Consider the following 26,443-nt stretch of genomic DNA (forward strand, 5'->3'; position numbering starts at 1 on the left):
AGGCAGTCGCAGGGCCGTCAGGCGTTTGCGTCGGTCTTCTCGGCACTCGCATGCACCCCGGCAGGGGGAGCAGCGGCCTTCGCGAATGCTTCGAGCTCGAAGCGGTTGTGCAGGTACGGATTGCGCCCCAGCAGTTTTTGAACGGCACTGGAGCCGAGGTAGAGGGGAATGAGGAGGATGCCCCACCGCTCGTACTGGCGGACATGGACATGCTCGTGGGTGCGCAGCTGCGCCAGGAGGGAGTGATCGAGCCCGATCACCACATGGCCGAAGGTAATGGCCTCGAAGTGGAAGATGCGGGGGAGCAGGGGAAAGAGGCGAAAGAGCTTGCCGCCGGCCACCTCGACCACCCCGTCGGCCACGCGGCAGGTGGCCCCCAGACATATCGCGACAGCCGCCAGGAGAAGCCCCAGAACGCTTGCGGGAGAGGCCCACAGGTAGCGGAGAATGAGAAGCAAACGGTTCATGGCGGGAAAGGGAACTGTTCCAGAAAGAGCACGGCAACCCGCGTCAGGCTTCAGGGGTTGGAGCGATAGCGACGGTGCACTGGAAGTTACAGTTGGACTCAGGCGGCCTTGTTGAAAGGCTTAATTTCCTGCTCCAATGTGTCTTCGGCGTCACGCGCCACTTCAAGGTCGTAGTGTGCCTGCAAGTTGATCCAGAATTGGGCGGTAGTTCCGAAATACCGGCCAAGGCGAAGCGCGGTGTCTGCCGAGATGCCGCGCTTTTCCAGAACGATTTCATTTATACGCCGCGCAGGCACATGAATTTCCTTGGCGAGCCGATACTGACTGATGCCCAACGGAACAAGAAACTCTTCTCTCAGGATTTCGCCGGGATGAATGGGCGGAAAATCTCTTTTGCTCATGACTCACTCCCTAATGGTAGTCCACAATCTCCACTTCAAAGGCGTTACCGTCCCGCCAACGAAATAATCACCGGCGCAAGGAACGAGCGTCCGGTGTATTACCTGGTTATGCACTTATGCCCTGTCAACGTGCTGTTTATGCTGTCTTTTGTTACGTGTTGACCCTATTGCCCATCGCCTTTTACTTAATAATTCACTGATTTATGATCGTACCAGACTCGCGTACGGCTAGTACCGCAAGTAAAGCGTGAAATCATGGCCTGCGTTAATTGGGTAGCTACCAAAGACCATGCTGTTGTCGAGTACGGTCCAATTCGATCCGTCGAAGCGATATGAATTCGCCGGGCCGGTCACGATCGGACTGCTGAGTATGACGATGATGTCATTTGTCCCGCGGGCGGCAATGCTCATGGATTGGGGATTTCTTGTTTCCCGGTAAGTTAGCCTAGCCCAGTTGAGTCCGTTGTCGGAAGTATAAATGAAAAGAAAGTAATGACTAATTTGTTCACCGGGTAGTGGGTCCCGTTGGCGAACCACCGCGACATAAAAGCGCTGTCGGTCGCGAGCGAGGGCGTGCGCACCTATAGGCGGTCCAAATCCCTGTTCGGGTACGTTAGCACTGAACAAGTACCCTGGTTGCCACACGGGATTTCCCCCTTGAATATCACCCGTTACCATCTGAAGTTGGTTATTCATCAGCCAAGAGACTATGATTTTGCCATTTCGGTTCACGAGGGCAGGCTTATCAATGAGATTGTTATTCGCAGCTACACCGCTCACAGGAGTCACCTCAGCTTTAAAGTCCTGAGGATATGAATTGTCATATATAACGACCTTTGCTTGATTGTAATGATTATACGCTACCAACCATTTCTCTCCCTCGATATGGACAATCGATGTTCCCGAATGGATCTCATTTGGATGACCGTCACCCACTGTTCTAGGTGTGTTGTCCCACGAGTTGTATAAGCCTCTTAATACTCTTACAGGATATGACCCACTTGCTTTAAAGATTGCCAGGTAGATGCCCACATCATCTGTATCAATGCCCGGCGCAAAGTCTACATTTTGAGGTGTTCCTGCTGCCGCAGACCAGGTCGTTCCATCATCTGACCAGCGGAAGCGAAGATTCCAGCTCGTGTCAACGTAAGCAAAAACATAGGGGTTTTTTGTATCCCCATTTTGGTTTATACAAAATGGTGGGCAGCATGCTGAAAGCCCTATTAATACCAATATACTTATGAGAATCCATGTGAACGTGTTACTAATATTCAAGATTTTTTTCATTTTCATACCCTCTCTTAATTTTTGAAAATATTGAACCTAAAAAAATATGACCGATATATATTCTGGCTCTTTAGCAGAATCTGTGGTGACACAGGGGTTCTGGCAAGTCGCCAAGTGTGTGATATAGCGCCACTTGCAGGCACTTGATGGTTCGGAAACCGTACGCTTTTCTGATAGTCAGTTTTGCTTTGAGGTTCAGACCCTCTACCGCGCCGCTGGAAAGTCGGCCTTTTGCCTTGAACCAGTTGAGAATCATCGGTTTGTGGTTGCGTAACATCCTGGCAACCTTCTTCATCGGTTCCAGGTCAGTTTGCATTGTCCTGATGACCCAGTCGTCGAGGAACTTGCCAGCAAAGTCAGACCGCTGGTAGTCCCAGAACTGCTGAAAGTCCTCGCGCAGCAGATATGCCTTGATTGATGAGAGGTTGAGCTTGAGCAAATCTCCCAATCGTGACGTCTGCTTCTCGGACAGATTTTCCGGCCGTTTCAGCAGCAACCAACGGCCCTTTTCCAGGACGTTCTCCTGCTTGGCGGCCTTGAACTCCTTGGCTTCGGTGCGCCGAACCTCGTCAATCGCTTCGTTAAACTTCCGCATGATGTGGAAGCGGTCGAGGATGTTCACGGCATTGGGTGCCCGCTTGGCGATAACCTTGAGATACGGTGCCCACATGTCGCTGCAGACATACTTGAGCTTGGCGCTGCGTTCTTTGCCGAATTCCCGAAAGAAGCGCAGTAGCGTTCTTATCCGACGTTGCGGACCACACCAGAGAAGACGCCTGACGCCGGCATTGAGCTGATAGACCATCGTAAGATACTGATGGCCCTTGAAGACGGCAATTTCATCAACACCGATTTCCGTAACGCCATCAAGGTTTCTGTTTGCCAGGCCGTAATCGACAGCATACTGCACCGCCCGAAAGATGCTGTCCCAACTGGTCTTAAAGATTTCGGCAACTTCCTTCCAGGAGAGTCGCCGAGCCCACCGGGCAAGATAGACCTGGTACGAGATCGTCATTTGCTCTTTGCCATACCCCCAGGGGAGGGATTCAACCTTTACCCCATGGATTGGGCACAGAACCCGACGGGGAGCGTAGCGAAAGAAGACCTTGAACGCCCAGATCGGCACATACTCGAACAGTCGGGCCGGTTGCGTGTCGTATGTCTTGCCTCGCTTGCCACATTCCGGGCATTCGGGCTTGCTGTTGCGACGAGCCTTGATGTCAATGACCAGTGCTTCTGAGCCGCCGACTTTCGCCAGTCGGCAATCTCCGTAAATGAAGGACTTGAAACGCTCGAACTTGTTCAGTACAGTCTTGATAAGCATTGCTTCTCCCGTGTCGGACTTGATCGTTTCTCGCAAAAACAATCTTATCCTTCACGGAGGGGCAATGCCCTTATTTTTTCAGCCAACTACCCACAGATTCTGCGGACGAGGCTATATTCTTAATAATAAGCATAACGTCAGGCTTCAGGGGCCGGAGCGATAGCGACGGTCCCCTGGAAGTAAATGTTAGCCAGCAATACAGCGTCCTTGTTTACAACCTGGAAATCTGGAAGGCGGAACGTCTGTGCCACCCCTAGCCCAGTCAATTGCCGCGAACGCGAAACTGTCACAGCAGGGGAATCTATAGACTTCCCTGTAGTCATCTCGGGCACCCAGGCTTTTGACGTGAAGAGCCGGTTCCGGATGGTAGGAGCAATGCGGAGGATCCCGCTGATCAAATTGGTGGCCACAGTTGGTGCAGATCGCTAAATCCTGAAATTTCGGAACAGGAGAAGCAGGAAGAGCACGCATTATGTACTCAGAGAGCTCATTCAGATGGTCTAACCCGTGTGGGAATGCTTGATTCTGTCGGAGCGTTCGAGGTAACTCCTTTGTGCTCATCTTTTCGTAGTAGACGAAAAGCCTCCCTTGCGGCTTTACGCCACTCAAGACATCGTTGTAAAAGCTATCCCACTCGTAACGTACCCATTTAGACTCAAGATTCTCGCGTGATGTCCCCACAGCAATGAGTACGGTACTTGAATCCAATGCATCGTCTATGCACTTCTTGTACTCAGACTCTCCAAGGCGAGGAAGGGAAAGGTTGCTGTAGAACACATCCAAGCCGCGACTTGTAAACTCCCGGTAGAGAAGATCCGCAAGCTGGCTGTCACGCGTTGGTAGTCCTTGCTCATCAGAATTCTTGAACGATATGAAGACTTGATAACTGTGGGCCATATTTAAACTCTATCGGGCTAACGTCTCGCTTCAGGGGCCGGCGCGATAGCGACGGTCCCCTGGAAGTGTCAGTTGGGCAGCCGTCCTCTAGCAAAAGGTACTGGTTTTGCCCTTACTGAGCCATTCTCCGATTAGGCCAGTAAGGATTATCGAAATGAACGTGGAGAACCAAAAGCCACTTATAAGAAGGCCCTTGTACTCCTTTTTCAGAAGTTCGTCCGGATGCGTAGGGAAGGAGAGTGCTGGGTTGCGCGCATCGTAGTAGATGGTGATAACATCGCCGACCGCTCCACCGCAGACTCGCCATGTCCTGCGGTAGAGTTGGTTGCCAACGGTGTAGGAATATATTTCCAGCTTTTTGGGTGTCGTATTGTCTATGCCAACGATGGTGGCTTTGGTAGCCACTGGAGCTTGGCTTAATTGGTAATATTGCGGCCAATTACTCCAAGTAAAGGCAATGAAAACGGCAAACACACCAGCTAGCACCAACCAAAGGGGAAGAAATATGGCTATTTTTTTCAAAAGTCCCATTGTGCAACGACCCTACATTCGCCCATTTCATTGTGTTTGAGTCACCAAGCCCCCCAACGTTGATTGGACGCCCTAAAAGGCGTGGAATTTTGCGCCAGTATGGTGTATAAGGCAGTCTTGAGTCAAGCTAATTAATGAATTCTACTCGTAAAGGGATTCTGAAATGCACCCCATCAACATGGGCAAAAACGCCTCTGCTGTCGAACCCGAAAAACCCCGCCTCCTGGATATCCTCCGCACCAGAATCCGCCTCAAACATTACAGCCTCCGCACGGAGCAGACTTACACCGAATGGGCGAAGCGCTACATTCTCTTCCATGGCAAACGCCATCCCGCCGAGATGGGGAAGGAAGAGGTGGAGGCGTTTCTCTCCCATCTGGCGGTGAAGCACAATGTCTCGGCCTCGACCCAGAGCCAAGCCCGGGCCGCGATTCTTTTTCTCTACCGCGAGGTACTCGACATTGAACTCCCCTGGCTGGACGATGTGGAACAGGCGAAGAAGCCCCAACGGCTGCCGGTGGTGCTGACGGTAAGCGAGGTGCAGGCTCTCCTCTCCCGCCTGACCGGAACCCATGCGCTGATGGGGCGACTGATGTACGGTACCGGCATGCGCCTGATGGAGACGGTGCGGCTGCGGGTGAAGGATGTGGATTTCGAGCGGAGCGAGATCATCGTCCGGGAAGGTAAGGGTGCAAAGGATCGGATCACCATGCTCCCCCAAGCGGTTGCGGCCCCGCTGCGGGAGCACCTGGGGCGGGTGGAGGCTCTTCACGGGGCGGATTTGAGGGCCGGCTTCGGCGAGGTCCACCTCCCCCATGCCCTCGGGAAGAAGTACCCGAACGCGGGTCGGGAATGGGGATGGCAGTATGTGTTCCCGGCAAAGCAGCTTTCGACGGACCCGCGCACGGGGGTAACCCGTCGGCACCACGCTGACGAGAAGGGAATCCAGCGGGCCATCCGTCAGGCAGTGCGGGACGCGGAGCTTGCCAAGCCAGCCACTCCCCACACGCTACGGCACTCCTTCGCGACGCACCTGCTCCAGTCGGGCTACGATATCCGCACGGTGCAGGAACTTCTGGGCCACAAGGATGTGCAGACGACGATGATCTACACCCATGTGCTGAACCGTGGCGGCAAAGGGGTGGAAAGTCCCCTTGATCGGCTGTAGAATTGTCCGGTAACGTCATTGCCACGGAGGTAACGCCATGAGGGAAAAGATCGAGATCATACCGGGGGATATCACGAAGCTGGCGGTGGACACCATTGTGAACGCGGCCAACAATTCGCTCCTTGGGGGGGGCGGGGTTGACGGCGCCATCCACCGGGCCGCGGGGCCGGAGCTGCTGGCGGAGTGCCGGACCCTGAACGGCTGCGCCACCGGCGACGCCAAGATAACGAAGGGGTATCGCCTCCCGGCGAAGCACGTGATCCACACGGTGGGGCCGGTGTGGCACGGGGGGGCTAAGGGTGAGCAAGAGCTTCTGAGGAGTTGCTACCGCCGCTGTTTCGAGGTGGCCCACGGGGCCGGTCTCACCTCTATCGCCTTTCCGGCCATCAGCTGCGGGGTCTACGGCTATCCCCTGACTGAGGCGTGCGCCATTGCCGTGGAGGAGACGAAGACAGCGCTGGAGCGCTATCCGGAGCTAGCGCGGGTGATCTTCACCCCCTTCGGTGCCGAGGCGGAGGCCGCCTACCGGGCTGCCCTGGCGAAGGTGTTCGGCGCATGAAGGCGGTTATCCAGCGGGTAAGCGAGGCCAGGGTGGTGGTGGACGGCGAGGTTGTGGGAGCCATCGAGCGGGGAATTCTGGTCCTTCTCGGGGTGGAGAAGGGGGACGCGGAGCGGGACGCGGCATGGCTGGCGGAAAAGGTCGCGGGGCTGCGGATTTTCGAGGACGAGGCGGGGAAGATGAACCTGTCGGTGCGGGAGGTGACCGGCGGGATCCTCGCCGTGTCCCAGTTTACCCTGGCGGGGAACTGCGCCAAGGGGCGGCGCCCATCCTTCGACACGGCGGCACCACCCGACGAGGGGAAGCGGCTCTATGGCCGTTTCGTTGATTTCATGCGGGAAACCGGCATCCCCACGGCCACGGGGATCTTCCAGGCGGACATGAAGGTGCATCTGGTGAACGACGGGCCGGTGACATTTATCCTGGAGAGTCCGAAGGCTACCGGGGGATAATCCCCACGGCGATCATGGTCCCTTCCTCGATCCGCGAAGGTGCTCGCTCGCCGCCCCCTCCAGGGCTTCGTCCAGGTCGGCAGCGGTGCCAGCATGGGCTTGGGCATAAGAAACCAGTTCTTCGTTAACAGCATTGACCCGCTGCGGCCTCACCCACTCTTCCACCGCCGGAAAAGGAAGATGGAAATTGTGCTTAGGTGATGTTTTCATGACAGACCTCCTGCCATAAGAATATGCCAGCATAGATATGAGCGCAAGAAGGACATTTTCACCGAAGCATGTCCCTCCCTTTTTACGTTTTGCGCTTCCCTCCGCCGTGGTGTACCATAGCCGCTTTCTGTATTCTCTCTTGACCGGGAGTATCCGTTGGACTTCAAAACAGTTCTCGACAATCTCTACGCCGCCCGCTCGACCCGGCACCTGGCAAACGACCCCCTCTCGTTCTGCCACCGCTTTGTGGCCCCCGAGGACCGGGAGATCGCGGGGCTCGTGGCGTCGTGCCTCGCCTACGGCAACGTGAAGATCATCCTCCGGAACCTGGAGACGGTCTTCGCCGCCCTGGGGCCGTCGCCCCGGCGGTTCGTGGAGCGTTTCGAGCTGGAAGAAGGTCTGCGGCTCTTCGCCGGGTTCAAGCACCGCTTCAACGACGGCCGCGACCTCTGCGCGCTGCTCCTGGCGGCCCGGACCATGATCGAGGAAGCGGACACCATCGGCGACTTCTTCCTGGGGTGCCACGACCCCCATGCCGAGGACATTACCTCCTCCCTCACGGAATTCAGCGCCGCCATCCTCGCCTTCGACTACGCCCCCGTCTTCGGCAGCGATGCCATCCCTGCCGATTCCTACTTCCCCTTCTTCTTCCCCTCCCCCGCCTCGGGGAGCGCCTGCAAGCGTCTCTGCATGTACCTGCGCTGGATGGTCCGCCCCGCCGACGGCATTGATCTGGGGGTCTGGAAGGGGGTTTCACCGGGCCAGCTGGTTATTCCCGTGGATGCCCACATCCGGCGGATCTGCCGCAGCCTGGGGTTCACGAAGCGCAAGCAGGCCGACTGGCGCATGGCCCGGGAGATCACGGCGGCGCTCCGGCAGTTGGACCCGGCCGACCCGGTGAAGTACGATTTTCCCCTCTGCCACCTGGGAATCTCGGAGGGGTGCGACGGCACGGTGCAGCCCCTCTGCCGCCAATGCCCGGTGGTGGAGCTCTGTGGGGCGGGTGCGCCATGAGCGGGACGCCGACGGTCACCCTGTTATCCCTGGCGCCGGAGCACCATCCGGCCTCGTTCCGCTTCGACGGATTCGTGGAGGAGATCACGGCCCGCACCCCCGAGGAGGTCATCCCTGCCCTGAAGAGGGTTGAGGAGGCGGCTGCCCAGGGGCTCCACGCGGCGGGGTTCGTCTCCTACGAAGCGGCGGCGGGGCTCGGCACCGGCCTCGCCACGCACTCCCCCGGCCCCCTCCCCCTTGTCTGGTTCGGCGTGTTCGAGAACCGCCTCGGCATTGCCCCACGCCTCCCCAGCGCCGCGGAATGCGGGGTGGCCTGCGGAACCTCCGGCTGGGAGACCACCCTCTCGCCCGAGGCCTACCAGGGGGCCGTCGAGCGGACCAAGGAATACATCGCCGCCGGCGACACCTACCAGGTGAACTTCACCTTCAGCCAGCGTTTCGCCTTCACGGGGAATCCCGCTGCCTATTTCGGCGACCTCTGCCGGGCCCAGAATGCCCCGTTCTGTGCCCATCTGGACACGGGACGCTTCCAGATTCTGTCGGCATCCCCCGAACTCTTTTTCGAACTGCGCCACGGCGTCCTCACCTGCCGTCCCATGAAGGGGACCGCTACGCGGGGCCGCTGGCGGAGCGAGGACGAGCAGATCAAGGCGCGCCTGGCCGAGAGCGAGAAGGAGCGGGCCGAGAACCTGATGATCACCGATCTTCTGCGCAACGACCTGGGGATGGTGGCGAAGACCGGCTCAGTGCAGGTGGACGGGCTTTTTGCGGTGGAGACCCTGGAGACGGTCCACCAGATGACCTCCACCATCACGGCCCGGCAGCGGGAGGGGGTAGACCTGCCGGAGCTCTTTCGGGCCCTCTTCCCCTGCGGCTCCGTGACCGGCGCCCCCAAGAAGCGGAGCATGGAGATCATCCGTGAGCTGGAGGACTCCCCCCGGGGGGTCTACACCGGCTGCATCGGCCACGTATCCCCCGGCGGGGAGATGACCTTCAGCGTAGCCATCCGCACCGTGGTCGTCGACACTGAGACGGGAAGGGGTGAACTGGGAATCGGAAGCGGCGTCACCATCGGCTCCCAGGCAGAGGACGAGTACCAGGAGTGCCTCGCCAAGGCCCGCTTTGCCCGGGAGCGCATGCCCGACTTCCAGCTCGTGGAGACCATGCTCCACGAGGAGGACAAGGGGTGCTTCCTTCTCGACCGGCACCTGGCGCGGCTTTTCCGCTCCGCCGCCTACTTCGGCTTCACCGTGCGCCTCGGCACCATCACCATGGTCCTCGCCCACCGCACCGGTAGCCTTGAAGGAAAGCACAAGGTGCGGCTCCTCCTGAACCGCCGGGGGGCCTTCACCATCGAGACCGAGCCGCTCCCGCCGACGGAAGGCGTTGAGACGATGATTACCTGCTTCGCCTCGGAGGCCGTCGAGTCCGCAGACCCGTTCCTCTACCACAAGACGACCCATCGCCCCCTCTACATGCGGGAGCGGGAGAGGCATCCCGATTGCGACGATGTCATCTTCGTCAACGAGCGGGGAGAGGTGACCGAGGCGACCACCGCCAACGTGGTGGCCCGGATCGGCGGCACCCTCGTGACCCCTCCCCTTCCCTGCGGGCTTCTTCCCGGCACCTTCCGGGAGGAAATCCTGGCCCTGGGCCAGGTGCGGGAGCGGGTCATCACCCGGGAGGAACTGGAAGGGGCCGAGGACATCTACCTCGTCAACTCGGTTCGGCAGTGGCGCTGGGCGCGGCTGACTTGAAAAGGAAACGGAGGTAATCCATGCAGAAATTCGGTTTCATCGGCCTCGGCATCATGGGAAGCGCCATGGCTAAGAACCTTGTGAAAGCGGGCTGTTCGGTGACGATCTGGAACCGTTCCCCGGAGAAGGCGGAGGAACTGGCGGCCTTGGGGGCGGAACGGGCCGCAACCCCCTGCGAAGTGGTGGAGTCATGCCCCGTGACCTTTGCCATGCTGGCGGACCCAGCTGCGGCGGAGGAGGTTTGCTTCGGCAAGCACGGGGTGCTGGAGGGGATCGGCGAAGGGCGTGGCTACGTGGACATGTCCACCGTGGACCCGGCCACATCCCAGCGGATCGGCGTGGCCGTGGTGGCCAAGGGGGGACGGTTCCTGGAGGCGCCCGTGTCGGGGAGCAAAAAGCCGGCCGAGGACGGCACCCTCATCATCCTGGCAGCCGGGGACCGGAACCTCTACGACGAGGCAATGCCCGGCTTCGAGAAGATGGGGAAGAAGATCATCCACCTTGGTGACGTGGGAAAGGGCGCCGAGATGAAGCTGGTGGTGAACATGGTCATGGGTGGGATGATGGCCTGCTTCTGCGAGGGACTGGCGTTGGGGGAGAAGGCGGGGCTCGCCACCGACGCCATCCTCGACGTGATCGGCGCCGGCGCCATGGCGAATCCCATGTTCGCCCTGAAGGGGGGGCTCATCCGCGACCGGAACTTCGCGCCGGCCTTCCCCCTGAAGCATATGCAGAAGGATCTGCGGCTGGCGGTTGCCCTGGGTGACCGGGTGGGTCAGCCCCTCGTGGCCTCCGCGGCGGCCAACGAGCTGTTCAAGGGGGCCAGGGCCGCCGGCTTCGGCGACGAGGATTTCTCCGCCATCTTCAAAACCATCGAGCGGTGAAAGCCCTCCCCCAGGGAGTTCCAGCAGAGCTTACGGCAGTTCCTCGCCCCCAGGCAGGGCCAGTCCGGCCAGGGGGTGCTGCCGGGGTTCCTCCGGGTTCCCCCCTTCGTCACCCTCACCCTTGGCAACATACTCCTCGACCCAGCCATTGACCTTCTCGGCCACCAGGGCCTTCAGCTGCTCCTCCAGCCGCTCCCGCGCCTTCTTGTCATAACCGGGGATCTGCCGCACCTCGTAGTGGACGTGGGGGCCGGTGGAGCGCCCCGTGCTCCCCGCCAGGGCGAGGACGGTTTTCGTATCCACCGCCTGCCCCGGGGTGACGCGAATCGTCGAGTTGTGGCCGTACAGGGTCACGTAGCCGTTGCCGTGATCCACGGCCACCAGGTTGCCGTACCCCTTGTAGGGACCGGCGAAGGTGACGGTCCCCCGCTGGGTGGGGTAGACCGGGGTCCCCTCGGGGACGGCGATGTCGACCCCCTGGTGATAGGTCATCCGGCCGCTGCCGAAGGGGTCGAGGCGCCAGCCAATGCCGGAGGTGACAGTGCCGCCGTCCACGGGGAGCTGACGGGAGGCGGCGGCAAAGGCGGGAAGGAGGAGAAGGAAAAGGATTGCGGAGATTATTAGTTTCATGGGGTTTTCACCAACAGGTCCGGCTACTTGGCGAGGCCGTACGCGATAAGAACGAGGGAGAGGACGAACAGGCAGAACATGGCCGCCAGAATGGGCCCATCGCCGTCTGCCGCTCCTTCGCTGATGGTACGGATGAAGTCTCTGATGATCCACATGGGCACACCTTCGGGTACCAGCTGCCCTTTTTCAAAGCAACAAATATGCCACGGATCCCCCCCTCCCGGCAACCCCTCCCCTCAAATTTAACCTAAATTTAACTTGTTTTTTGTCGCTACCATTGCCATACTATGGCGTTTTTTCAGACGAGCCGATGCTCGTCTTTTTCGTTTGCCTCCACCACCTTGAATCTATCGCCTCACGGCAGAAGGAGCACGCACCACCCATGCAAGAACGGATCAGGAACATCGCCATCATCGCCCACGTCGACCACGGCAAAACCACGCTGGTCGACGCCATGCTGAAGCACGCGGGGGTCTTCCGCGAGAATGAGGCCATCACCGAGCGGGTCATGGACTCCAACGACCTGGAGAAGGAGCGGGGGATCACCATCCTCGCCAAGAACCTCTCGGTGCACCATGGCCGCTACAAGATCAATATCATCGACACCCCTGGCCACGCCGACTTCGGCGGCGAGGTGGAGCGGGTGCTCAAGATGGTGGACTCGGTGCTCCTGCTGGTGGATGCCCTGGACGGCCCCATGCCCCAGACCCGTTTCGTGCTCAAGAAATCCCTCGATCTGGGCCTGAAGCCCATCGTAGTCATCAACAAGATCGACCGCCCCGGTTCCCGTCCCGACGAAGTCGTCGATATGGTCTTCGACCTCTTCTGTGAGCTGAACGCCAACGACGAGCAGCTGGATTTCCCCATCGTCTACACCAGTGCCAAGCTCGGTTTCGCCAAACTGGACCTCACCTCCGACTCATCCAGCATGGAACCCCTCTTCGCCGTGGTGGAATCCAATGTCCGCCCCCCCTCCGGCGATGCCAAATTACCGTTCCAGTTGCTGGTCACCAACATTGATTACAACGAATACATCGGCCGCATCGCCACGGGCAAGGTCTTCAACGGCAGCGTCAAGAGCGGCGAAACCGTGGCGCTGGTGCGCCGCGACGGCAGCATCGTCAGGAGCCGCATCTCGAAACTCCTGGGCTACGAGGGGCTCAAGCAGGTAGAGGTTCCGGAAGCGTGCACCGGCGACATCGTCACCGTGGCCGGCTTTGATGAGGTGGGTATCGGCGAAACCCTGGCAGCCGCCGACAATCCCGTGGCCCTCCCCTACGTCTCCATCGACGAGCCGACCATCGCCATGAATTTCATCGTCAACTCCTCCCCCTTCGCCGGCAAGGAGGGGAAATTCGTCACCTCCCGCAACATCCGTGACCGCCTCGACAAGGAGTTGCGGACCAACGTGTCGCTGCGCGTCGAGGATACCGGGAACGCCGACACCTTCAAGGTCTCGGGTCGCGGCGAGCTCCACCTCTCCATCCTCATCGAGAACATGCGGCGCGAAGGGTTCGAGATGGCGGTCTCCAAGCCCGAGGTCATCATGCGGGAGTTGGACGGCAAGAAGATGGAGCCCATGGAGTACCTGGTGGTGGACGTCCCCTCCGAGTTCCAGGGGTCCATCATCGAGAAGATGGGACCCCGCAAGGGTGAGATGACCTCCATGCAGCCCATGGGGGAGACGGTGCGCCTTGAGTTCATCGTGCCGGCCCGGGGACTCATCGGCCTGCGGGGCGAGCTCCTCACCGAGACCCGGGGCACCGCGGTCATGACCCACACCTTCCACGACTACGCCCCCTACAAGGGCGACATCCCGGGACGCAAGAACGGGGTCCTCATCGCCATGGAGAACGGCGAGACCACCGCCTACTCCCTGGACGGCCTCCAGCCCCGGGGCATCCTCTTCATCGGGGCAGGAGTCGAGGTCTACGGTGGCATGATCATCGGCCAGCACGCCAAGGACAACGACCTGGACGTGAACCCCTGCAAGGGGAAGAAGCTCACCAACGTCCGGGCCTCGGGCTCCGACGACGCCATCAAGCTCACCCCGCCCCGCATCCTGACCCTGGAGCAGGCCCTGGAGTTCATCGACGACGATGAGCTGGTGGAGGTAACCCCCCAGTCGATCCGGCTCCGGAAGAAGGAGCTGGACCCGAACCGGCGCAAGCGCAAGTAACGCATCTGCCGTCCCGCCCTCTGGGCGACTGTTGGCCCCAGGGGACGGGACGGAACTTTGCGTTGACTTTATCAGGGGATTTCACTACTTTTCCCCTGATACCAGATCGGAAGGCGGGACCCCATGAACCGTATCCAGAGACGCTCTCTTTTCCCTCTCCTCCTCGTCCTTGTGGTCGCCGGCTGCGCCACCACTCCGGACGCGGTGAGCCGCAATCCCGAATCCATGGCCAAGGCGGCGGAAGAGTTCCAGACCTCCGGCCGCTACGAGGACGCCATCGCCCAGTGGAAGAAGGTGCGGGAGAGCTATGCCTCGCCGGAACTCACCACCGAGGCCGAGCTTAAGATCGCCGACGCCCAATTCGCCGACAAGAGCTACATCGAGGCGGCCGCCTCCTACGAAGAGTTCCGCAAGCTCCACCCCAACCACGAAAAGGCTCCCTACGCCCTCTACCGTCAGGCTCTCAGCCAATACGAGCAGATCACCGGCATCGACACCGACCAGACGCCGGTATCCAACGCGGTGACCCTGTTCGAATCGTTCCTCCGGATCTACCCGTCCTCCGAGTACGCCGCGGAGGTGCGGGACAAGCTCGAAGTCTGCCGCCTCAAGCAGGTGGAGCACGAAATCTATGTGGGGCGGTTCTACTACCGTACTGACCAGTACGGGGCAGCCATCAAGCGCCTGGAGGATGCCCTGAAGAAGTATCCCCGCTCGCCGGCCCACGACGAAACCCTCTTCTATCTGGGGTCGGCCTATATCCGCACCGGCGACAAGGCCAAAGGGCGCGATGCCTTCCAGCGCCTCTTCGCCGAGTACCGGACGAGCAAATACGTGGACGAGGCCCGGAAGTTCATGGATAAGAACTTCTGATGCGCGCTCCGCTGGTAGCCCTGCTCCTCCTGGCCCTTGCCGGCTGCGCCCGGGAAGATCGCTCCATCGAAGAGGTGCTGCGGCAGCGGGAACGGGCACTGGCAACGGCCGACGTTGCCCGCTACGCATCGCTCATCTCCCCCGCTTACCGGGACAAGGGCATTGACGCCCGGACCAAGCGGGCTGAGATCGCAAAAACCCTCGCCGCCTTTGGCCCCGTCTCCTACCGCTCGCTCAGCCGCGCCATTGCGGTCAATGGCGATAACGCCACGGTGAACAGTCGCTACGCCATGAAGGTGACGACCGCCGGGAAACCCCTGGAACTTTCCGGCGAAGAGACCATCCTGCTCCATCGCGAGGCCAAGGACTGGAAGATCGTCGGAGGCATCTGACCGCCCCATGCTGACCATTGTTGCCATAGCCCTTTTCGGCGCCCTCGGCTGCCTTGCCCGCTACCTCCTCGCGGGATGGGTCTACGCCTTTGTCGGCAGGGGATTCCCCTACGGTACCCTGACGGTGAACGTGGTAGGAGCCTTTCTCATCGGCCTCATCATGGAGTTCAGCCTCCGGACGACCCTCATTCCCCAGGAACTGCGGATCGGGCTCACCATCGGCTTCCTCGGGGGGCTCACCACCTTCTCCACCTTCAGCTACGAAACGTTCCGGCTCCTGGAAGACGGCGAGTTCATCACCGCGGCCGTGAACGTCCTTGCCAGCGTGCTGGTCTGCCTCGCCTGCACCTGGCTCGGCATCATGACGGCACGGCACCTGTAACGGGAGATCCCATGACCAAACTCATCGGCGAACAGGTTCTCATGCGCATCTTCATCGGCGAAGGGGACAAGCATGGCCGCAAGCCCCTCCACGAAGCCCTCGTGGAACTCTTCCGGCAGGAGGGTTTCGCGGGAGCCACGGTGCTGCGGGGAGTGGCCGGCTTCGGTGCCCGCAGCGTCTACCACACCGACAAGCTCCTCCGGCTCTCCGCTGACCTTCCCCTCGTGGTGGAAGTGGTGGATTCCCAGGAGCGGTTCGACGCCATCATGCCGAAGATTGATGCCATGATGAGCGGCGGGATGATTACGCTGGAAAAGGCCACGGTCATCCACTACGACCATCGCAGGGAGGAGTAACATCCCATGAAGTCAGACGCGAAGCGCCTCGCAGCCGAGATGGCGGCGATCGTCCTCATAGCCGCCGTGATCGGCATCGCCTGGAACCACCGGCTCCTCCTGAACGTCTTCCGGGGAGAAGGGGTCAAGGCCCAGCAAACGCCCGCGGCGCCCAAGGGTGCCCCGGCAGCGGCCCCAACTGCGGCCGCAGCCCTCCCCCTGGGGCTCATGCAGGTGAAGGAGCTCTTCGATACCGGCGAGGCGATCATCATCGACGCCCGGGACCGGGAGGCCTACCGCAAGGGTCACATAAAGGGCGCCATGTCTCTCCCCGTGGGTGAGGCCGGCGGTCTCATCACTCCCTTTGCCGACCGGACTCCCAAGGACAAACTCCTCGTGGTTTACTGCGGCGGCTACGACTGCCATGACAGTAAACTCCTGGGCGAGAAACTCCTGGCGGCCGGCTTCACCCAGGTCTTCGTCTACGAGGGGGGATACCCCGAGTGGCAGGACGCGGGCCACCCCGTGACGAAGGGGGACAAGTAATGGAACCGGTCAAGAAACACCTCACCGCGGTCCTCCGGGTGGGTCTCGGTGCCCTCTTCCTCTACGCCGGAGTCATCAAGATCATCACCCCAGCGGCCTTTGCCGGCAGCATCGCCAACTACCAGGTCCTCCCCTATGCCGGCAACTACTTGGTGGCGGCCATCCTGCCGTGGGTCGAGGTCATCTGCGGCGCCCTCCTCGTCACCGGTTGGCGAGCCCGGAGCGCGGCGGCCCTCGTGGCCTGCATGAATGCGTTTTTCATCGTCCTCCTCTTCTCCACGGTTGTGCGGGGCCTCGATATCGACTGCGGCTGCTTCAAGCAGGGGGGAGAGAAGACCACGGCCTGGACCGCCATCTTCCGGGACACCATGCTCCTGGTGGCCGCCGTCTTCGTCTACCGGAGGGGGACAAAGTAAGCCGCACCCTTGCCCCTGGCGCTGAATTAGGGTACTATTCCCGGCGTTTTTATGACTTGTCGGAGTTGCACATGCTGATCGAAATTCTTCTCCTGGCCGGAGCATACCTCCTCGGCTCCATACCCACGGGACTCCTGCTGGCCAAGGCTGCCGGCGTCGACATCCGGACCACCGGCAGCGGCAACATCGGCGCCACCAACGTCTACCGCACCCTGGGCCGCTCCGTCGGCATCGCCACCCTGGTGGGGGACTGTCTCAAGGGGCTGATCCCGGTCCTCGCCGCCAAATACCTGGGAATGACCGACCTCTGGATTGCCCTTGCGGGGCTGGCTGCCTTTCTGGGGCACGTCTACACGGTCTTTCTCGGCTTCAAGGGGGGGAAGGGGGTGGCCACGGCCCTCGGTGTCTTTCTCGGCCTTGCCCCCTTGGCGGTGCTCATCGCCCTCGGCATTTTTGTCGCCGTTGTCGCCACGTCCCGCTACATTTCCCTCGGCTCCATAACAGCCGCGGCAGCCATGCCGCCCGTCGTGGCTTTTCTGAGCGGGCGCCCCCCCCTCGTTGGCGTGACCGTTGTGATCGCTCTTCTGGTCATCTGGAAACACCGGGAGAACATCCAGCGACTGCGGGCTGGCACGGAAAACCGCTTCAAGGCATGACACGCACTCAGTGATACCCTGCTTCCATGGAAGAGTCCATACCACCAAAAGATACCCCCGGCGAAACCGGTGATCAGCCGCCCCGGCGTTTCGTACTGAAAGATCGCCGTATTCTGGCGGCGTCGGCCCTTGCCCTCCTTCTGCTCCTGGTCCTCCCTGCCCGCTATCTATTCTTTCTCGCCCTACCTGCCGGCGACGGCAAGACAGTGCGGATCGTCGACTTTGCGAAGGGGGAATCGGTCGCCAGGATCGCCGCCGACCTCGAACGGGACGGGATTGTCTCCAGTGCCCGCATCTTTGTCATCCATACCCGTCTCAAGGGAGTATCAGGAAAACTCCAGGCAGGGGAATACCAGTTCAGCAACGGAATGCGGCCCGGGGAAATCCTCCGCATGATGCTCAACGGTGAGGTCGCGGTGCGCCGGTTCGCCGTCCCCGAAGGATACTCCATCCACCAACTGGCAGAACTCCTTGAGAGTCAGAAACTCTTTAGCAAAGAAGGGTTCCTCAAGGCTGCCACCGACCCTGCGCTCCTGACCGAACTGGGGATTGAGGGGAAAAGCGTCGAAGGGTATCTCTTCCCGAGCACCTACGATGTGACGCGCACCATGGACGAGGCAGCACTTATCAGGGCCATGACGGCCCAGTTCCACAAGGTCTGCGATGGTCAACTCGCCGACGCTGCGCGCCGCATCGGCATGACCCCCTTTCAGGTTGTAACCCTCGCCTCTCTCATCGAGAAAGAGGCTGTAGTTGCCACGGATCGCCCACTCATCTCGTCGGTCTTTCACAACCGGCTTGCCAAGGGAATGCGCCTCCAGAGCGACCCCACCGCCGTCTACGGCGTCAGGGCCTTCGCCAGCGCCGTCACGAAGCAGGACATCGAGCGCCAAACGCCCTACAACACCTATCTCATTGCCGGGCTCCCCCCCGGCCCCATCGGCAATCCAAGCAAGGGAGCGATTGAGGCCGCCCTCAACCCGGTCCGCACCCGCTACCTGTACTTCGTATCAAAGAAAGACGGCACCCATCACTTCTCCACCAGCCTCGACGAGCACAACGCCGCTGTCGCCACCTACCTGAAGACGAACCGTGGCAACTGAACAGCGCTAACCAGTGCGACCGGAACCGAAACCCAGGGACACCGGCCTGTCAGCAATAGTGTTCGCGCGCCTCCAAAAACAAAAAACCCCGCCGTTTCGTACGGCGGGGTTTCGTGCTTTTTTCTCGGGCAAAAGGCCGGTTACGCCTTTTCCACCTTTACCGGCACCACACCGGCCCCTTTCCCGAGGAGGGCATTGACGTTCATGGCGCGGAAATGGGAAGGCGCGAAGAGGAGACCAGCCTGTACCTTACCCGAAACCCGCGCGGGGGCGTTTACACTCACAGCACCCGCAGAGATACGAAGCGAGGAACCGTCCGACACGCCCAGCCTGGCGGCGTCGTCGGGGTGGATCTCCACGTAGCCGGCCGGCACAATCTCAAGGTTGTTCTTCGACCAGGTGGTGGTGGTGCCGCTATGGTAAAGGATAGCGCCAGCAAGAAGCAGAGGGGCCTGCTGAGACTGAACCGGACGTACATCCTTCGAAACGGCGAGGGAAACCGGCCCAGCGGAAGGGAAGCCCGCCGGCAGTACCACATCGGCCCCGTACCCTGGAACGAGTGCCGTAATCTCGGCCATGATCGATGCCGGGGACGCCGGACGGCTCTCACCCGTCAGCCGGTTACAGAGTTCGGTCAGAATGTCCCAGTCCTCGCGGGCCTCGCCAGGAGGGTTGGCTGCCTTGGCAATGGACTGGACTCGGCCGTCAATGGTGGTGAAGGTTCCGCTCTTTTCTGCCGCCACCGAAGAGGGGAGGACAATATGGGCCTGCTTCGCCGACTCGCCGGGGAACGGGTCCTGGACGATGAGAAGCTCCAGCTTGCCGAGGGCTGCCCGAATCCTCTCGCCCTCGGGGAAGGAGGCGACGGGATCACACCCGAGGAGATAGAGGGCCTTGACGCTTCCCTGCTCGATCCCCTCGACGATCTGCCAGAGATCCTTGCCCGCAACCGCCGGTGCCGCGTACCCCGGAAGCATGTCAGGTGCAACGCCCATGTCGAGGAGACCGCGGATATTGGTCTTTTCATAGACAGGGAAAAGGCCCCCCGTTTCCTTGCCGAGGGCACCCAGGACGATGGCAAGATTCGCGAGAGCATTCACGGCTTCATCGGCTCCGCTACTCCGCATAAGATCGGCGCCGAAGAGAACGGCCACGCTCTTTTTCTTGCCGAGCAGCCGGGCGGCAGCGCGAAGCTCGGCCTCGGACAGACCGACGGCAGCTGCGGCATCGGCAACCGATACGGTGCCGAGGGCTGCAGTCAGTTCGGCCAGGTTGGCAATGCGGGCTGAGGCAAAATCGTTGTCCTGCAGACCTTCGTCGAGCACGACCCGTGTGAGGGCATTGATGAGGGCCAGCTCGCTCCCCGGCCGGTACTTGAGGTGGCTGTTGGCAAACTTCTTCAGTTTCACGTCCCGCATGTTCGCGAGGACCAGCTTTGCGTCGTTCTTGGTGGCAGCCTTGATTACCCGATACTCTATGCCGGTTGCCTCGGCGTTCAGATCGCAACCGAAGACAAGAATTGCACCGGCCCTGTCAATGGCGTCGATGGTGGCGCTGGCGCCCCGAAGGCCCAACCGCTCACGGAGCGCCTTCTGGGCCTGGGCAAAGCCAAGCCGCGCCTCGGAATCGATGTTGCCACTCCCCAAGGCGTTCCGGAAGAGTTTCTGGAAGAGGTAGCTCTCCTCGTTGGTGACCCGCGGCGAACCGAAACCAGCCACTGCGTCAGGACCATAATTGGCGACGATCTCCTTGAGCCCCGTCGCGGCAGTCCCCATGGCGGCGTTCCAGTCCACCTTCTCGCCCCGCACCAGGGGCTGTGTCAGGCGGTCGGAGGAATTGATGTAGCTGTACCCGAAACGGCCGTTGATGCAGAGATTGCCGCTGTTGAAGTTATCGTCGTCGCTCGTGACCCTTTCGACGCGGCCGTTGCGGGTGTGATACTCGATCTGGCATCCGGTGGAGCAAAAGGCACAGACGCTCTTGGTTACGGTAAAGGCCCAGGGACGGCCACGGAATTTAAAAGGCTTGCTGATGAGGGTACCGGTGGGGCAGGCACCGACACAGTTGCCGCAGAATTCGCAGTTGAGGGGCTTGCCGTCAATGGTATCGATGATCGTCGCCTCGCCCCGGTTCACCACGGCAATGGCATCGCATCCCACGACCTCGTGGTCGACCTTGACGCACTTCTCGCAGAGAATGCAGCGGTTCGGATCGCTCTCGATGAGGGGCCAGTTGTAGCGGATCTCCCGCCGTTCCAGGAGCGCCGAGTATTCCTGGCGTGATGCCCCCAGACCGTAGCAGGAGTTCTGAAGATCACACTCGCCGCCGGCGTCGCAGACGGGGCAGTCGAGGGGGTGGTTGACCAGCATCAGCTCCATGATCTTCTGACGGATCCGGGAGAGCTTCTCCGACTGGGTCGTTACCTTGATTCCCTCCTTGACCGGCGTGTTGCAGGCGGTCATGGGGCGGTCGACACCCTCCACCTCCACCGCGCAGACGCGGCACGCGCCTGTTGGCGATACCTTCTTGAGCCAGCAGAGAGTCGGTATCGTGATGCCAAGCTGCGCCGCCGCGTCAAGGATGGTGCTCCCCTTGGCTACCGAGATGTCCTTCCCGTCGATTGTAAGACTGACCATATCCGTTTCACCCCTGGAAAGCGGCCCAGACCCGGGACACACCAGCGCCCGGGGTCGTCACCGACTCCCGGGCCGCCATGGCCCCGGCCTTGGGCCGAAGTGACATGCTGACTTGTGTGGATTAGACCGCAGCCATAGCGACGCGGTAGCAACGCAGACAACGCTCTGCTTCGCGGATCGCCTGACTGTCGGCAAAACCGAGCTCGACTTCCTGGTAGTTCCCCTTGCTGGCCCGCTCCCGGCCATGAACTTCGGCCTGGTGCGCCCTCTCAACCGAGTCGAGCCACGGCACCGCTTCACCCTTGTCGTAGACCGGCAGGTTGGTAAGGATGTCCTCCATGAACTCGTCGTCGGTCAGGTACACCTTTCCCTCCTCCAGCCAGCGCTGGATGACCCGTGCCGCCCGGTGGGCATTGCCGATGCAGGCAACGACGGTCAGCGGACCGATCTCGGCGTCACCACCGGCAAAGACGCCGTCCAGGTCGGTAATGAGGGTCCGGACGAGGGGGTTCCCCATACCATCCTTCAGATCCTTGCCCGCTGCGTCCTTGAGGGGAATGTACTTGGTGACCACGGTATTCCATTTGGTGATGTCGATCCCCATGTTCTCGGGAATGAACGAGAGGTCCGGGTCCTGACCGATGGCCGGGATGACCGTATCGCACTCAACCACGAACTCGCTGCCGGGAACCGGTTCGGGACGACGGCGCCCTGAGGCGTCGGGCTCTCCGAGGGCCATCCGGACACACTCGACGCCAGTAACCTGTTCGTTCTGGTCGACGATGATTTTGGTGGGAAGCACCTGAAACTCGAAGCGTACCCCCTCCTCGTCGGCGCCATCCACCTCCCACACGTCGGCCGGCATCTCCTTCCTGGAGCGGCGATAAAGGAGGATCGACTCCTCGGCCCCTTCACGCAGAGCAACACGGACGCAGTCGATGGCAGTGTTACCGCCGCCCACGACAACCACTTTCTTACCCATGCCGGTAGGGCGCCCCATATAGGCCTCACGGAGGAAATCGATCCCTCCCCTGAGGAACCCCTTGTACCCCTTGTCCTCACCCTCGACCCCCATGGGCTTCGAGCGGTGGGCGCCGGGAGCGAGAAAGACAGCATTGTACTTGCTCTTGAGTTCTTCGAGGGAGATATCAACGCCGATGCGGGTGTTGTAGATGATCTCAACTCCCATGGAGGCGATAATATCGATGTCCCGCTGCAGCAGATGCCGCGGTTGCCGGTAGGGGGGGATACCCACGGCGATCATGCCGCCGCCATACCCTTCGGGAAGAGCTTCGTAGATGGTGCAGGGATATCCTTCCAGGGCCAGGTAATAGGCACAGGCAAGGCCGGCAGGCCCGGCCCCGACAATGGCAACCGTCTTATTCTTGCGGGGCTTCGGCTTCATGGGAGGCGCAACATTATGCATCCACTCATAGTCGGACGCAGAGCGCTTGAGTACCATGATATTGATCGAATCATCCACGTTTTTGCGACGACAGTGGGTTTCGCACGGATGGGGGCAAACCCGTCCACAGACAGAGGGAAGAGGCATATTATCGCGGATGACGTGAAGCGATTCGTCGAAGCGGTATTCCTTGATGGCCTCGATGTACGCAGGGATGTCGATATGGGCGGGACAGCGGTCCATGCACGGGGCGGTGTACTTCTCGATATAGCGATGGCTTGCCGTGGGCTTTTTGGCGCCATTGACGTAGGCAAGGAAGTCATCGCGGAAATGCTTTACCGCATCAATGACCGGCACCGTGGACGATTGGCAGAGGGTACACTTGCAGTTTGCCAGGAGATCACCCAGATCGGCAATAGTATCCAGCTGGGCTTCAGTCCCTCTCCCCTCGACGATGGCGGCCAATGCGTCCATAAGGACACGGGTCCCCTTCTTGCCCGGAGTGCACTTACCGCAACAGTACAGGGTCTGCACCCTCTTCATGTATTCCGCGGCCATGGCCGGCACATCGACACCCTTATCGAAAACAATGATGCCGTCCCACCCCATAAAGGCGGCCAACGCCCGGTCACCGTCCAGGGTAGTCGGGAGCCTGAAGCTTGCGTCCTTCGCCTCGCTACCCGCGCGATTATCGACGACAGTCCCTCCCCAGCTCGAAAAAACCACCTGTGCCACGCACGCCTCCGTTCAGACCTTCACAGACAGGATCTATATCACTTAACCACTTATATTTATTAATTGTTTTAGCTAGCCACAATTGTATACAGTATGCAATATCTATCACAACATCCTTTGATAAATCAAGGGAAAAAATAACAAATCATTGGTTTTCCCTTATGATTGCTCCACCTCTCCCCCTCTGGTATAGTTCCCGGACAGCCACCAGTCGTGACCCATCCATACGGAAAAGGAGCCTGTAATGTATCAGGATGCTTTCAGATCGCTATTTGAGATTAATATGGGGATTCGTAGCGGAGAACGGGTACTTGTTTTCAGTGACACGATCCGCATCGACGAGGCACCAATCCCTTCCGAGCGGAACCGCCGCGAACGCCTATTGCAGGTAGCGGAGGAAGCCGCCCGTTTCGCGGAAACAACGTACGGAAGGACGGATTTCGTTTCTTTCCCCGCAACTGCCGCATCGGGAGCCGAGCCGCCGGAAACTCTCTGGCGGTCAGCCTTCGGGAATGGCATTGTCGACACGCTTGCCGCCGAGGGCATCCTGCCGCGTCTGTTGGCAAAAGAGGCTACAGCGGACGATGTTGAGCGCTCCAGGGAACTGATACTCGCCTCCCGTCGTGACGTGGTTGACGTGGTGGTGGCCCTGGCAAACAACTCAACGAGCCATACCCGCTTCCGGTCCCTCGTGAACGCGGCCGGAGGACGCTTCGCAAGTCTTCCCCACTTCGATCCCGAAATGTTCTTCACCTCCATGCAGGTCGACTGGCATGCCCTGGCAGAACGGACCAAACAGCTTGCGGCGGCAGTTAACGAAGCAACGGAAATCCTTATTGAAACCCCCAACGGGACGCGGATGCGGATCGGCAAGGCGGGTCGACAGGCCGAGGGAGACGACGGCCTCCTGACCGCACCGGGAAGCTTCGGCAACCTCCCGGCCGGCGAGGTCTACCTGGCCCCCCTCGAAGGGACAAGCGAAGGGGTCATGGTGCTGGAGTATGGACCGACCCGAAAGCTCTCCTCCTCCGTGGAACTAATCGTGCGCAACGGAATCGTTACCGATATCCGCGGCGACGAACCCCATCGGGAGTGGCTTGAACGCCGGTTCGCCGAGAACGGAAAAAACCGCAACATCGCCGAACTCGGCATTGGAACCAATGACCGTGCTACCAGGCCCGACAACATACTCGAAGCAGAGAAGATTCTCGGCACTATCCACATCGCCCTCGGTGACAATTCAGGTTTCGGCGGCACGGTCCAGACGCCGTTTCACGAGGACTACGTCTTCTACCGACCAACCCTTACCGCCGTAGCCGCTAATGGCTCCCCCACGGTGCTGTTGAGGGACGGTACGCTTTTGCTCTAATCCCCTTCACACAAATTGCTTGGGGTGGCTCAAGTTTTTTTACATCCATCCGATGAGTATGCCTATAGACGCACGTCTTCAGAGAGACTCAACAACACCCAACCGAGTAAGGTGGAAGCATGGGAGAATCCCCCTCAAACCCTTCGGGTCTCACCTTCAGGCTCGCCGATGACCGCAAGCTCAAGGCCATCTATGTGCCTGCGGCCGAGAAAGCCTCCGTGAACCTCGGCTTCCTGAGGCATGCCCTCGTCGCCGGCGGCTTCGCCGATCTCTTCATCTACGACCATGCCCTCGTGGAGCTCATCAAGCGCTATAATGCCGCCACCCAGGAGTTCGTCTACGATGTCGGCGAACAACGCGACGGGACCTACATCATCCGCAACACTCCTGACAACATCGAGGCCTATCTGACCCTGACCCGCCCCTATGGCGGGAAACCGGTATGCCCGGAACAGCTGCACCAGGCCCTCAGAGAGCAGGGGGTTATCTATGGAGTCCTCACAGATGAAATCGAGACGGCCATAGAGGCCGGCGAGGCCACGGACCTGCTCATTGCGCGGGGAATTCCCCCTGAGCAGGGGACCGACGCAGAACTGGTAAGCCTGATCCCCCAGGCACGCGACCGGCAACCCGAACTTCAGGACAACGAAACCGTCGACTATCGTGACAGGGGAGAGATCAGCAGCGTCAAGGCGGGTGATCCCCTCATGCGCCGGATTCCTCCGACCCCGGGAAAGCCGGGTACCAACATCATGGGAAAGGAGGTCCCGGCACCACCGGCAAAGGATCTCAAGTTTACCCCGAACCTGCCCGGCACGACCTTTGCCCCCGACGACCCCGACCTTCTCATTGCCGCCATCGACGGACAACCGGTGCTCGTGGCCAACGGCGTCATGATCGAGCCGGTCATAAAGATCAAAAATGTCGACCTTTCATCGGGCAACATCAGCTTCAAGGGTTCCGTCGACATTTCAGGGGATATTACCCCGGGGATGACGGTGCGCGCCACGGGCGACATCACCGTCGGCGGTGTCGTCGAAGGGGCCACCCTTGAGGCGGAGGGGGACATTGTGGTGCGGGGAGGGATAATCGGCCCGGGAGAGAACCGGGACCCCAAGGGTAAGTCAGGCCAAGAACGCGCCCTGATCCGCGCAAAGGGTAACATTGAGGCGCTCTTTGTGGAAAACTCCCTTGTGGAGGCCGGCGGCATGATCCAGATTGCAGGATTTGCCATGCAAAGCAACTTGGTGGCCGGCACCCAGGTTGTGGTGGGCCAGGAGGGGACCACGAAAGGGCACATCATCGGCGGGTCCTGTCAGGCGGTATCGCGGATCCAGGCAGTAACCCTCGGTTCCCACGCGGGAGTCCACACCACAGTGAGCGTGGGGGTTAATCCCCACGTAAAGGAAAAGCTCTCCACCGTCAAATTGAAGATCGCTGAAGCGGAGCGTGAACTCGACGAATTGACCAAGAGACTTGACTACTTTGCCTCTACCCCACTCAAAGGCTCCCCCGAGCAGATCAATGAGACCCGCCAGGCCAAGGACAAGCTCGTGACGGCGCTATCGGAACTCAAGGGAGAAAGGAAACGGCTCGAAAAGAGGCTCGAACAGGCCTCCGATGCCCTGATACGCGTGGAGCGGGCCGTATTGAGCGGCGTTGTCATCTCCATCGGCACCAAGACCCTCGAAGTGAAAGATGACATGGAAGGAGGGATCACCTTCCGACTGGAAGATGACGCCATCGTCGCCTCCCAGTGAGCCTGCCACTTCGGGCCCCCTTCCCGATTGACAGCTTTAACAAAGTATGGAATGGTTCCTGGTCATCAGGGGAGG

The 26,443-nt window shown here is 60.3% G+C and carries 27 protein-coding genes; 17 read left to right on the plus strand and 10 right to left on the minus strand.

Annotated elements, in window-relative coordinates; translation table 11 throughout:
* Positions 1-17: 17 nt before the first annotated feature.
* The 5 genes from GMET_RS15040 to GMET_RS15065 form a co-directional block, all read right to left on the minus strand.
* Complete coding sequence (locus tag GMET_RS15040) at positions 18-467, minus strand: hypothetical protein (RefSeq protein ID WP_004514491.1); 450 nt, start codon at positions 465-467, stop codon at positions 18-20.
* A gap of 98 nt (positions 468-565) precedes the next feature.
* Complete coding sequence (locus GMET_RS15045) at positions 566-868, minus strand: HigA family addiction module antitoxin (RefSeq protein ID WP_004514492.1); 303 nt, start codon at positions 866-868, stop codon at positions 566-568.
* A 228-nt stretch (positions 869-1,096) separates the two neighbouring features.
* Positions 1,097-2,161 (minus strand): hypothetical protein, encoded by a 1,065-nt coding sequence (locus tag GMET_RS15050; RefSeq protein ID WP_011366133.1) that lies wholly within the window; start codon positions 2,159-2,161, stop codon positions 1,097-1,099.
* 64 nt (positions 2,162-2,225) lie between these two features.
* Positions 2,226-3,479, minus strand: coding sequence for an ISL3-like element ISGme6 family transposase (locus GMET_RS15055; protein ID WP_004514804.1), 1,254 nt, complete (start codon positions 3,477-3,479; stop codon positions 2,226-2,228).
* Positions 3,480-4,463: 984 nt separating this feature from the next.
* A complete protein-coding gene (locus GMET_RS15065) occupies positions 4,464-4,907 on the minus strand; it encodes a hypothetical protein (RefSeq protein ID WP_004514317.1) in 444 nt (147 codons plus the stop codon).
* 178 nt (positions 4,908-5,085) lie between these two features.
* Between GMET_RS15065 and GMET_RS15070 the strand changes: the two genes are divergently transcribed.
* The 3 genes from GMET_RS15070 to dtd are packed head-to-tail and all read left to right on the plus strand — an operon-like array spanning position 5,086 to position 7,086.
* Positions 5,086-6,075 carry an integron integrase gene (locus GMET_RS15070; RefSeq protein WP_238379041.1) on the plus strand — a complete coding sequence of 330 codons (990 nt, stop codon included), beginning with the start codon at positions 5,086-5,088 and terminating at the stop codon, positions 6,073-6,075.
* Positions 6,076-6,112: 37 nt separating this feature from the next.
* Positions 6,113-6,634 (plus strand): O-acetyl-ADP-ribose deacetylase, encoded by a 522-nt coding sequence (locus GMET_RS15075; RefSeq protein WP_004514319.1) that lies wholly within the window; start codon positions 6,113-6,115, stop codon positions 6,632-6,634.
* On the plus strand, positions 6,631-7,086 hold the full coding sequence (gene dtd, locus GMET_RS15080) for a D-aminoacyl-tRNA deacylase (RefSeq protein WP_004514320.1): 456 nt from the start codon (positions 6,631-6,633) through the stop codon (positions 7,084-7,086). Before GMET_RS15075 ends, dtd begins: the two co-directional genes overlap by 4 nt.
* Before the next feature lie 12 nt (positions 7,087-7,098).
* Here dtd and GMET_RS15085 read toward each other — a convergent pair whose 3' ends face one another.
* Positions 7,099-7,296 carry a hypothetical protein gene (locus GMET_RS15085; RefSeq protein WP_004514321.1) on the minus strand — a complete coding sequence of 66 codons (198 nt, stop codon included), beginning with the start codon at positions 7,294-7,296 and terminating at the stop codon, positions 7,099-7,101.
* A 156-nt stretch (positions 7,297-7,452) separates the two neighbouring features.
* Between GMET_RS15085 and GMET_RS15090 the strand changes: the two genes are divergently transcribed.
* From GMET_RS15090 to GMET_RS15100, 3 genes are read left to right on the plus strand one after another with little or no spacing between them, the layout of a single operon-like run.
* Complete coding sequence (locus GMET_RS15090; RefSeq protein WP_004514322.1) at positions 7,453-8,310, plus strand: TIGR02757 family protein; 858 nt, start codon at positions 7,453-7,455, stop codon at positions 8,308-8,310.
* On the plus strand, positions 8,307-10,067 hold the full coding sequence (pabB, locus tag GMET_RS15095; protein ID WP_004514323.1) for an aminodeoxychorismate synthase component I: 1,761 nt from the start codon (positions 8,307-8,309) through the stop codon (positions 10,065-10,067). The genes GMET_RS15090 and pabB overlap by 4 nt, the downstream gene beginning before the upstream one ends.
* 20 nt (positions 10,068-10,087) lie before the next feature.
* Complete coding sequence (locus GMET_RS15100; protein ID WP_004514324.1) at positions 10,088-10,951, plus strand: NAD(P)-dependent oxidoreductase; 864 nt, start codon at positions 10,088-10,090, stop codon at positions 10,949-10,951.
* A gap of 30 nt (positions 10,952-10,981) precedes the next feature.
* Here the strand turns inward: GMET_RS15100 and GMET_RS15105 are convergent, their stop codons facing one another.
* Positions 10,982-11,581, minus strand: a complete 600-nt coding sequence (locus GMET_RS15105; protein WP_004514325.1) for a M23 family metallopeptidase — start codon at positions 11,579-11,581, stop codon at positions 10,982-10,984.
* Positions 11,582-11,604: 23 nt separating this feature from the next.
* Entirely contained in the window at positions 11,605-11,736 is a 132-nt protein-coding gene (locus tag GMET_RS19205) for a hypothetical protein (protein ID WP_004514326.1), read from the minus strand.
* A 227-nt stretch (positions 11,737-11,963) separates the two neighbouring features.
* Between GMET_RS19205 and typA the strand changes: the two genes are divergently transcribed.
* From typA to mltG, 9 genes are all read left to right on the plus strand, one after another.
* Positions 11,964-13,760 carry a translational GTPase TypA gene (typA, locus tag GMET_RS15110; protein WP_004514327.1) on the plus strand — a complete coding sequence of 599 codons (1,797 nt, stop codon included), beginning with the start codon at positions 11,964-11,966 and terminating at the stop codon, positions 13,758-13,760.
* Positions 13,761-13,883: 123 nt separating this feature from the next.
* Positions 13,884-14,633 (plus strand): outer membrane protein assembly factor BamD, encoded by a 750-nt coding sequence (locus GMET_RS15115; RefSeq protein WP_004514328.1) that lies wholly within the window; start codon positions 13,884-13,886, stop codon positions 14,631-14,633.
* Positions 14,633-15,025 carry a nuclear transport factor 2 family protein gene (locus tag GMET_RS15120; RefSeq protein ID WP_004514329.1) on the plus strand — a complete coding sequence of 131 codons (393 nt, stop codon included), beginning with the start codon at positions 14,633-14,635 and terminating at the stop codon, positions 15,023-15,025. Before GMET_RS15115 ends, GMET_RS15120 begins: the two co-directional genes overlap by 1 nt.
* 7 nt (positions 15,026-15,032) lie before the next feature.
* On the plus strand, positions 15,033-15,407 hold the full coding sequence (crcB, locus tag GMET_RS15125; RefSeq protein ID WP_004514330.1) for a fluoride efflux transporter CrcB: 375 nt from the start codon (positions 15,033-15,035) through the stop codon (positions 15,405-15,407).
* A gap of 11 nt (positions 15,408-15,418) precedes the next feature.
* Complete coding sequence (locus GMET_RS15130; RefSeq protein WP_004514331.1) at positions 15,419-15,763, plus strand: DUF190 domain-containing protein; 345 nt, start codon at positions 15,419-15,421, stop codon at positions 15,761-15,763.
* A gap of 6 nt (positions 15,764-15,769) precedes the next feature.
* Positions 15,770-16,288, plus strand: coding sequence for a rhodanese-like domain-containing protein (locus tag GMET_RS15135; protein ID WP_004514332.1), 519 nt, complete (start codon positions 15,770-15,772; stop codon positions 16,286-16,288).
* Positions 16,288-16,704: a MauE/DoxX family redox-associated membrane protein gene (locus GMET_RS15140; protein ID WP_004514333.1), complete on the plus strand. Its 417-nt coding sequence runs from the start codon at positions 16,288-16,290 to the stop codon at positions 16,702-16,704. The genes GMET_RS15135 and GMET_RS15140 overlap by 1 nt, the downstream gene beginning before the upstream one ends.
* 71 nt (positions 16,705-16,775) lie before the next feature.
* Positions 16,776-17,360 (plus strand): glycerol-3-phosphate 1-O-acyltransferase PlsY, encoded by a 585-nt coding sequence (gene plsY / locus GMET_RS15145; protein WP_004514334.1) that lies wholly within the window; start codon positions 16,776-16,778, stop codon positions 17,358-17,360.
* A 26-nt stretch (positions 17,361-17,386) separates the two neighbouring features.
* Positions 17,387-18,463, plus strand: coding sequence for an endolytic transglycosylase MltG (mltG, locus tag GMET_RS15150; RefSeq protein ID WP_004514335.1), 1,077 nt, complete (start codon positions 17,387-17,389; stop codon positions 18,461-18,463).
* 140 nt (positions 18,464-18,603) lie between these two features.
* Here the strand turns inward: mltG and nuoG are convergent, their stop codons facing one another.
* Together nuoG and GMET_RS15160 are read right to left on the minus strand one after the other, a co-directional pair.
* Positions 18,604-21,099, minus strand: coding sequence for an NADH-quinone oxidoreductase subunit NuoG (gene nuoG, locus GMET_RS15155; RefSeq protein ID WP_004514336.1), 2,496 nt, complete (start codon positions 21,097-21,099; stop codon positions 18,604-18,606).
* Between the two features lie 121 nt (positions 21,100-21,220).
* Positions 21,221-23,239: a dihydropyrimidine dehydrogenase subunit A gene (locus GMET_RS15160; protein WP_004514337.1), complete on the minus strand. Its 2,019-nt coding sequence runs from the start codon at positions 23,237-23,239 to the stop codon at positions 21,221-21,223.
* A gap of 283 nt (positions 23,240-23,522) precedes the next feature.
* Between GMET_RS15160 and GMET_RS15165 the strand changes: the two genes are divergently transcribed.
* Together GMET_RS15165 and GMET_RS15170 are read left to right on the plus strand one after the other, a co-directional pair.
* The gene (locus tag GMET_RS15165) at positions 23,523-24,608 is read left to right on the plus strand and encodes an aminopeptidase (RefSeq protein WP_238378946.1); all 1,086 of its coding nucleotides are present in this window, start codon (positions 23,523-23,525) and stop codon (positions 24,606-24,608) included.
* Positions 24,609-24,727: 119 nt separating this feature from the next.
* On the plus strand, positions 24,728-26,368 hold the full coding sequence (locus tag GMET_RS15170; protein ID WP_004514339.1) for a FapA family protein: 1,641 nt from the start codon (positions 24,728-24,730) through the stop codon (positions 26,366-26,368).
* Positions 26,369-26,443 lie beyond the last annotated feature (75 nt).

Source organism: Geobacter metallireducens GS-15 (genome assembly GCF_000012925.1).
Classification (GTDB): Bacteria; Desulfobacterota; Desulfuromonadia; order Geobacterales; family Geobacteraceae; genus Geobacter; species Geobacter metallireducens.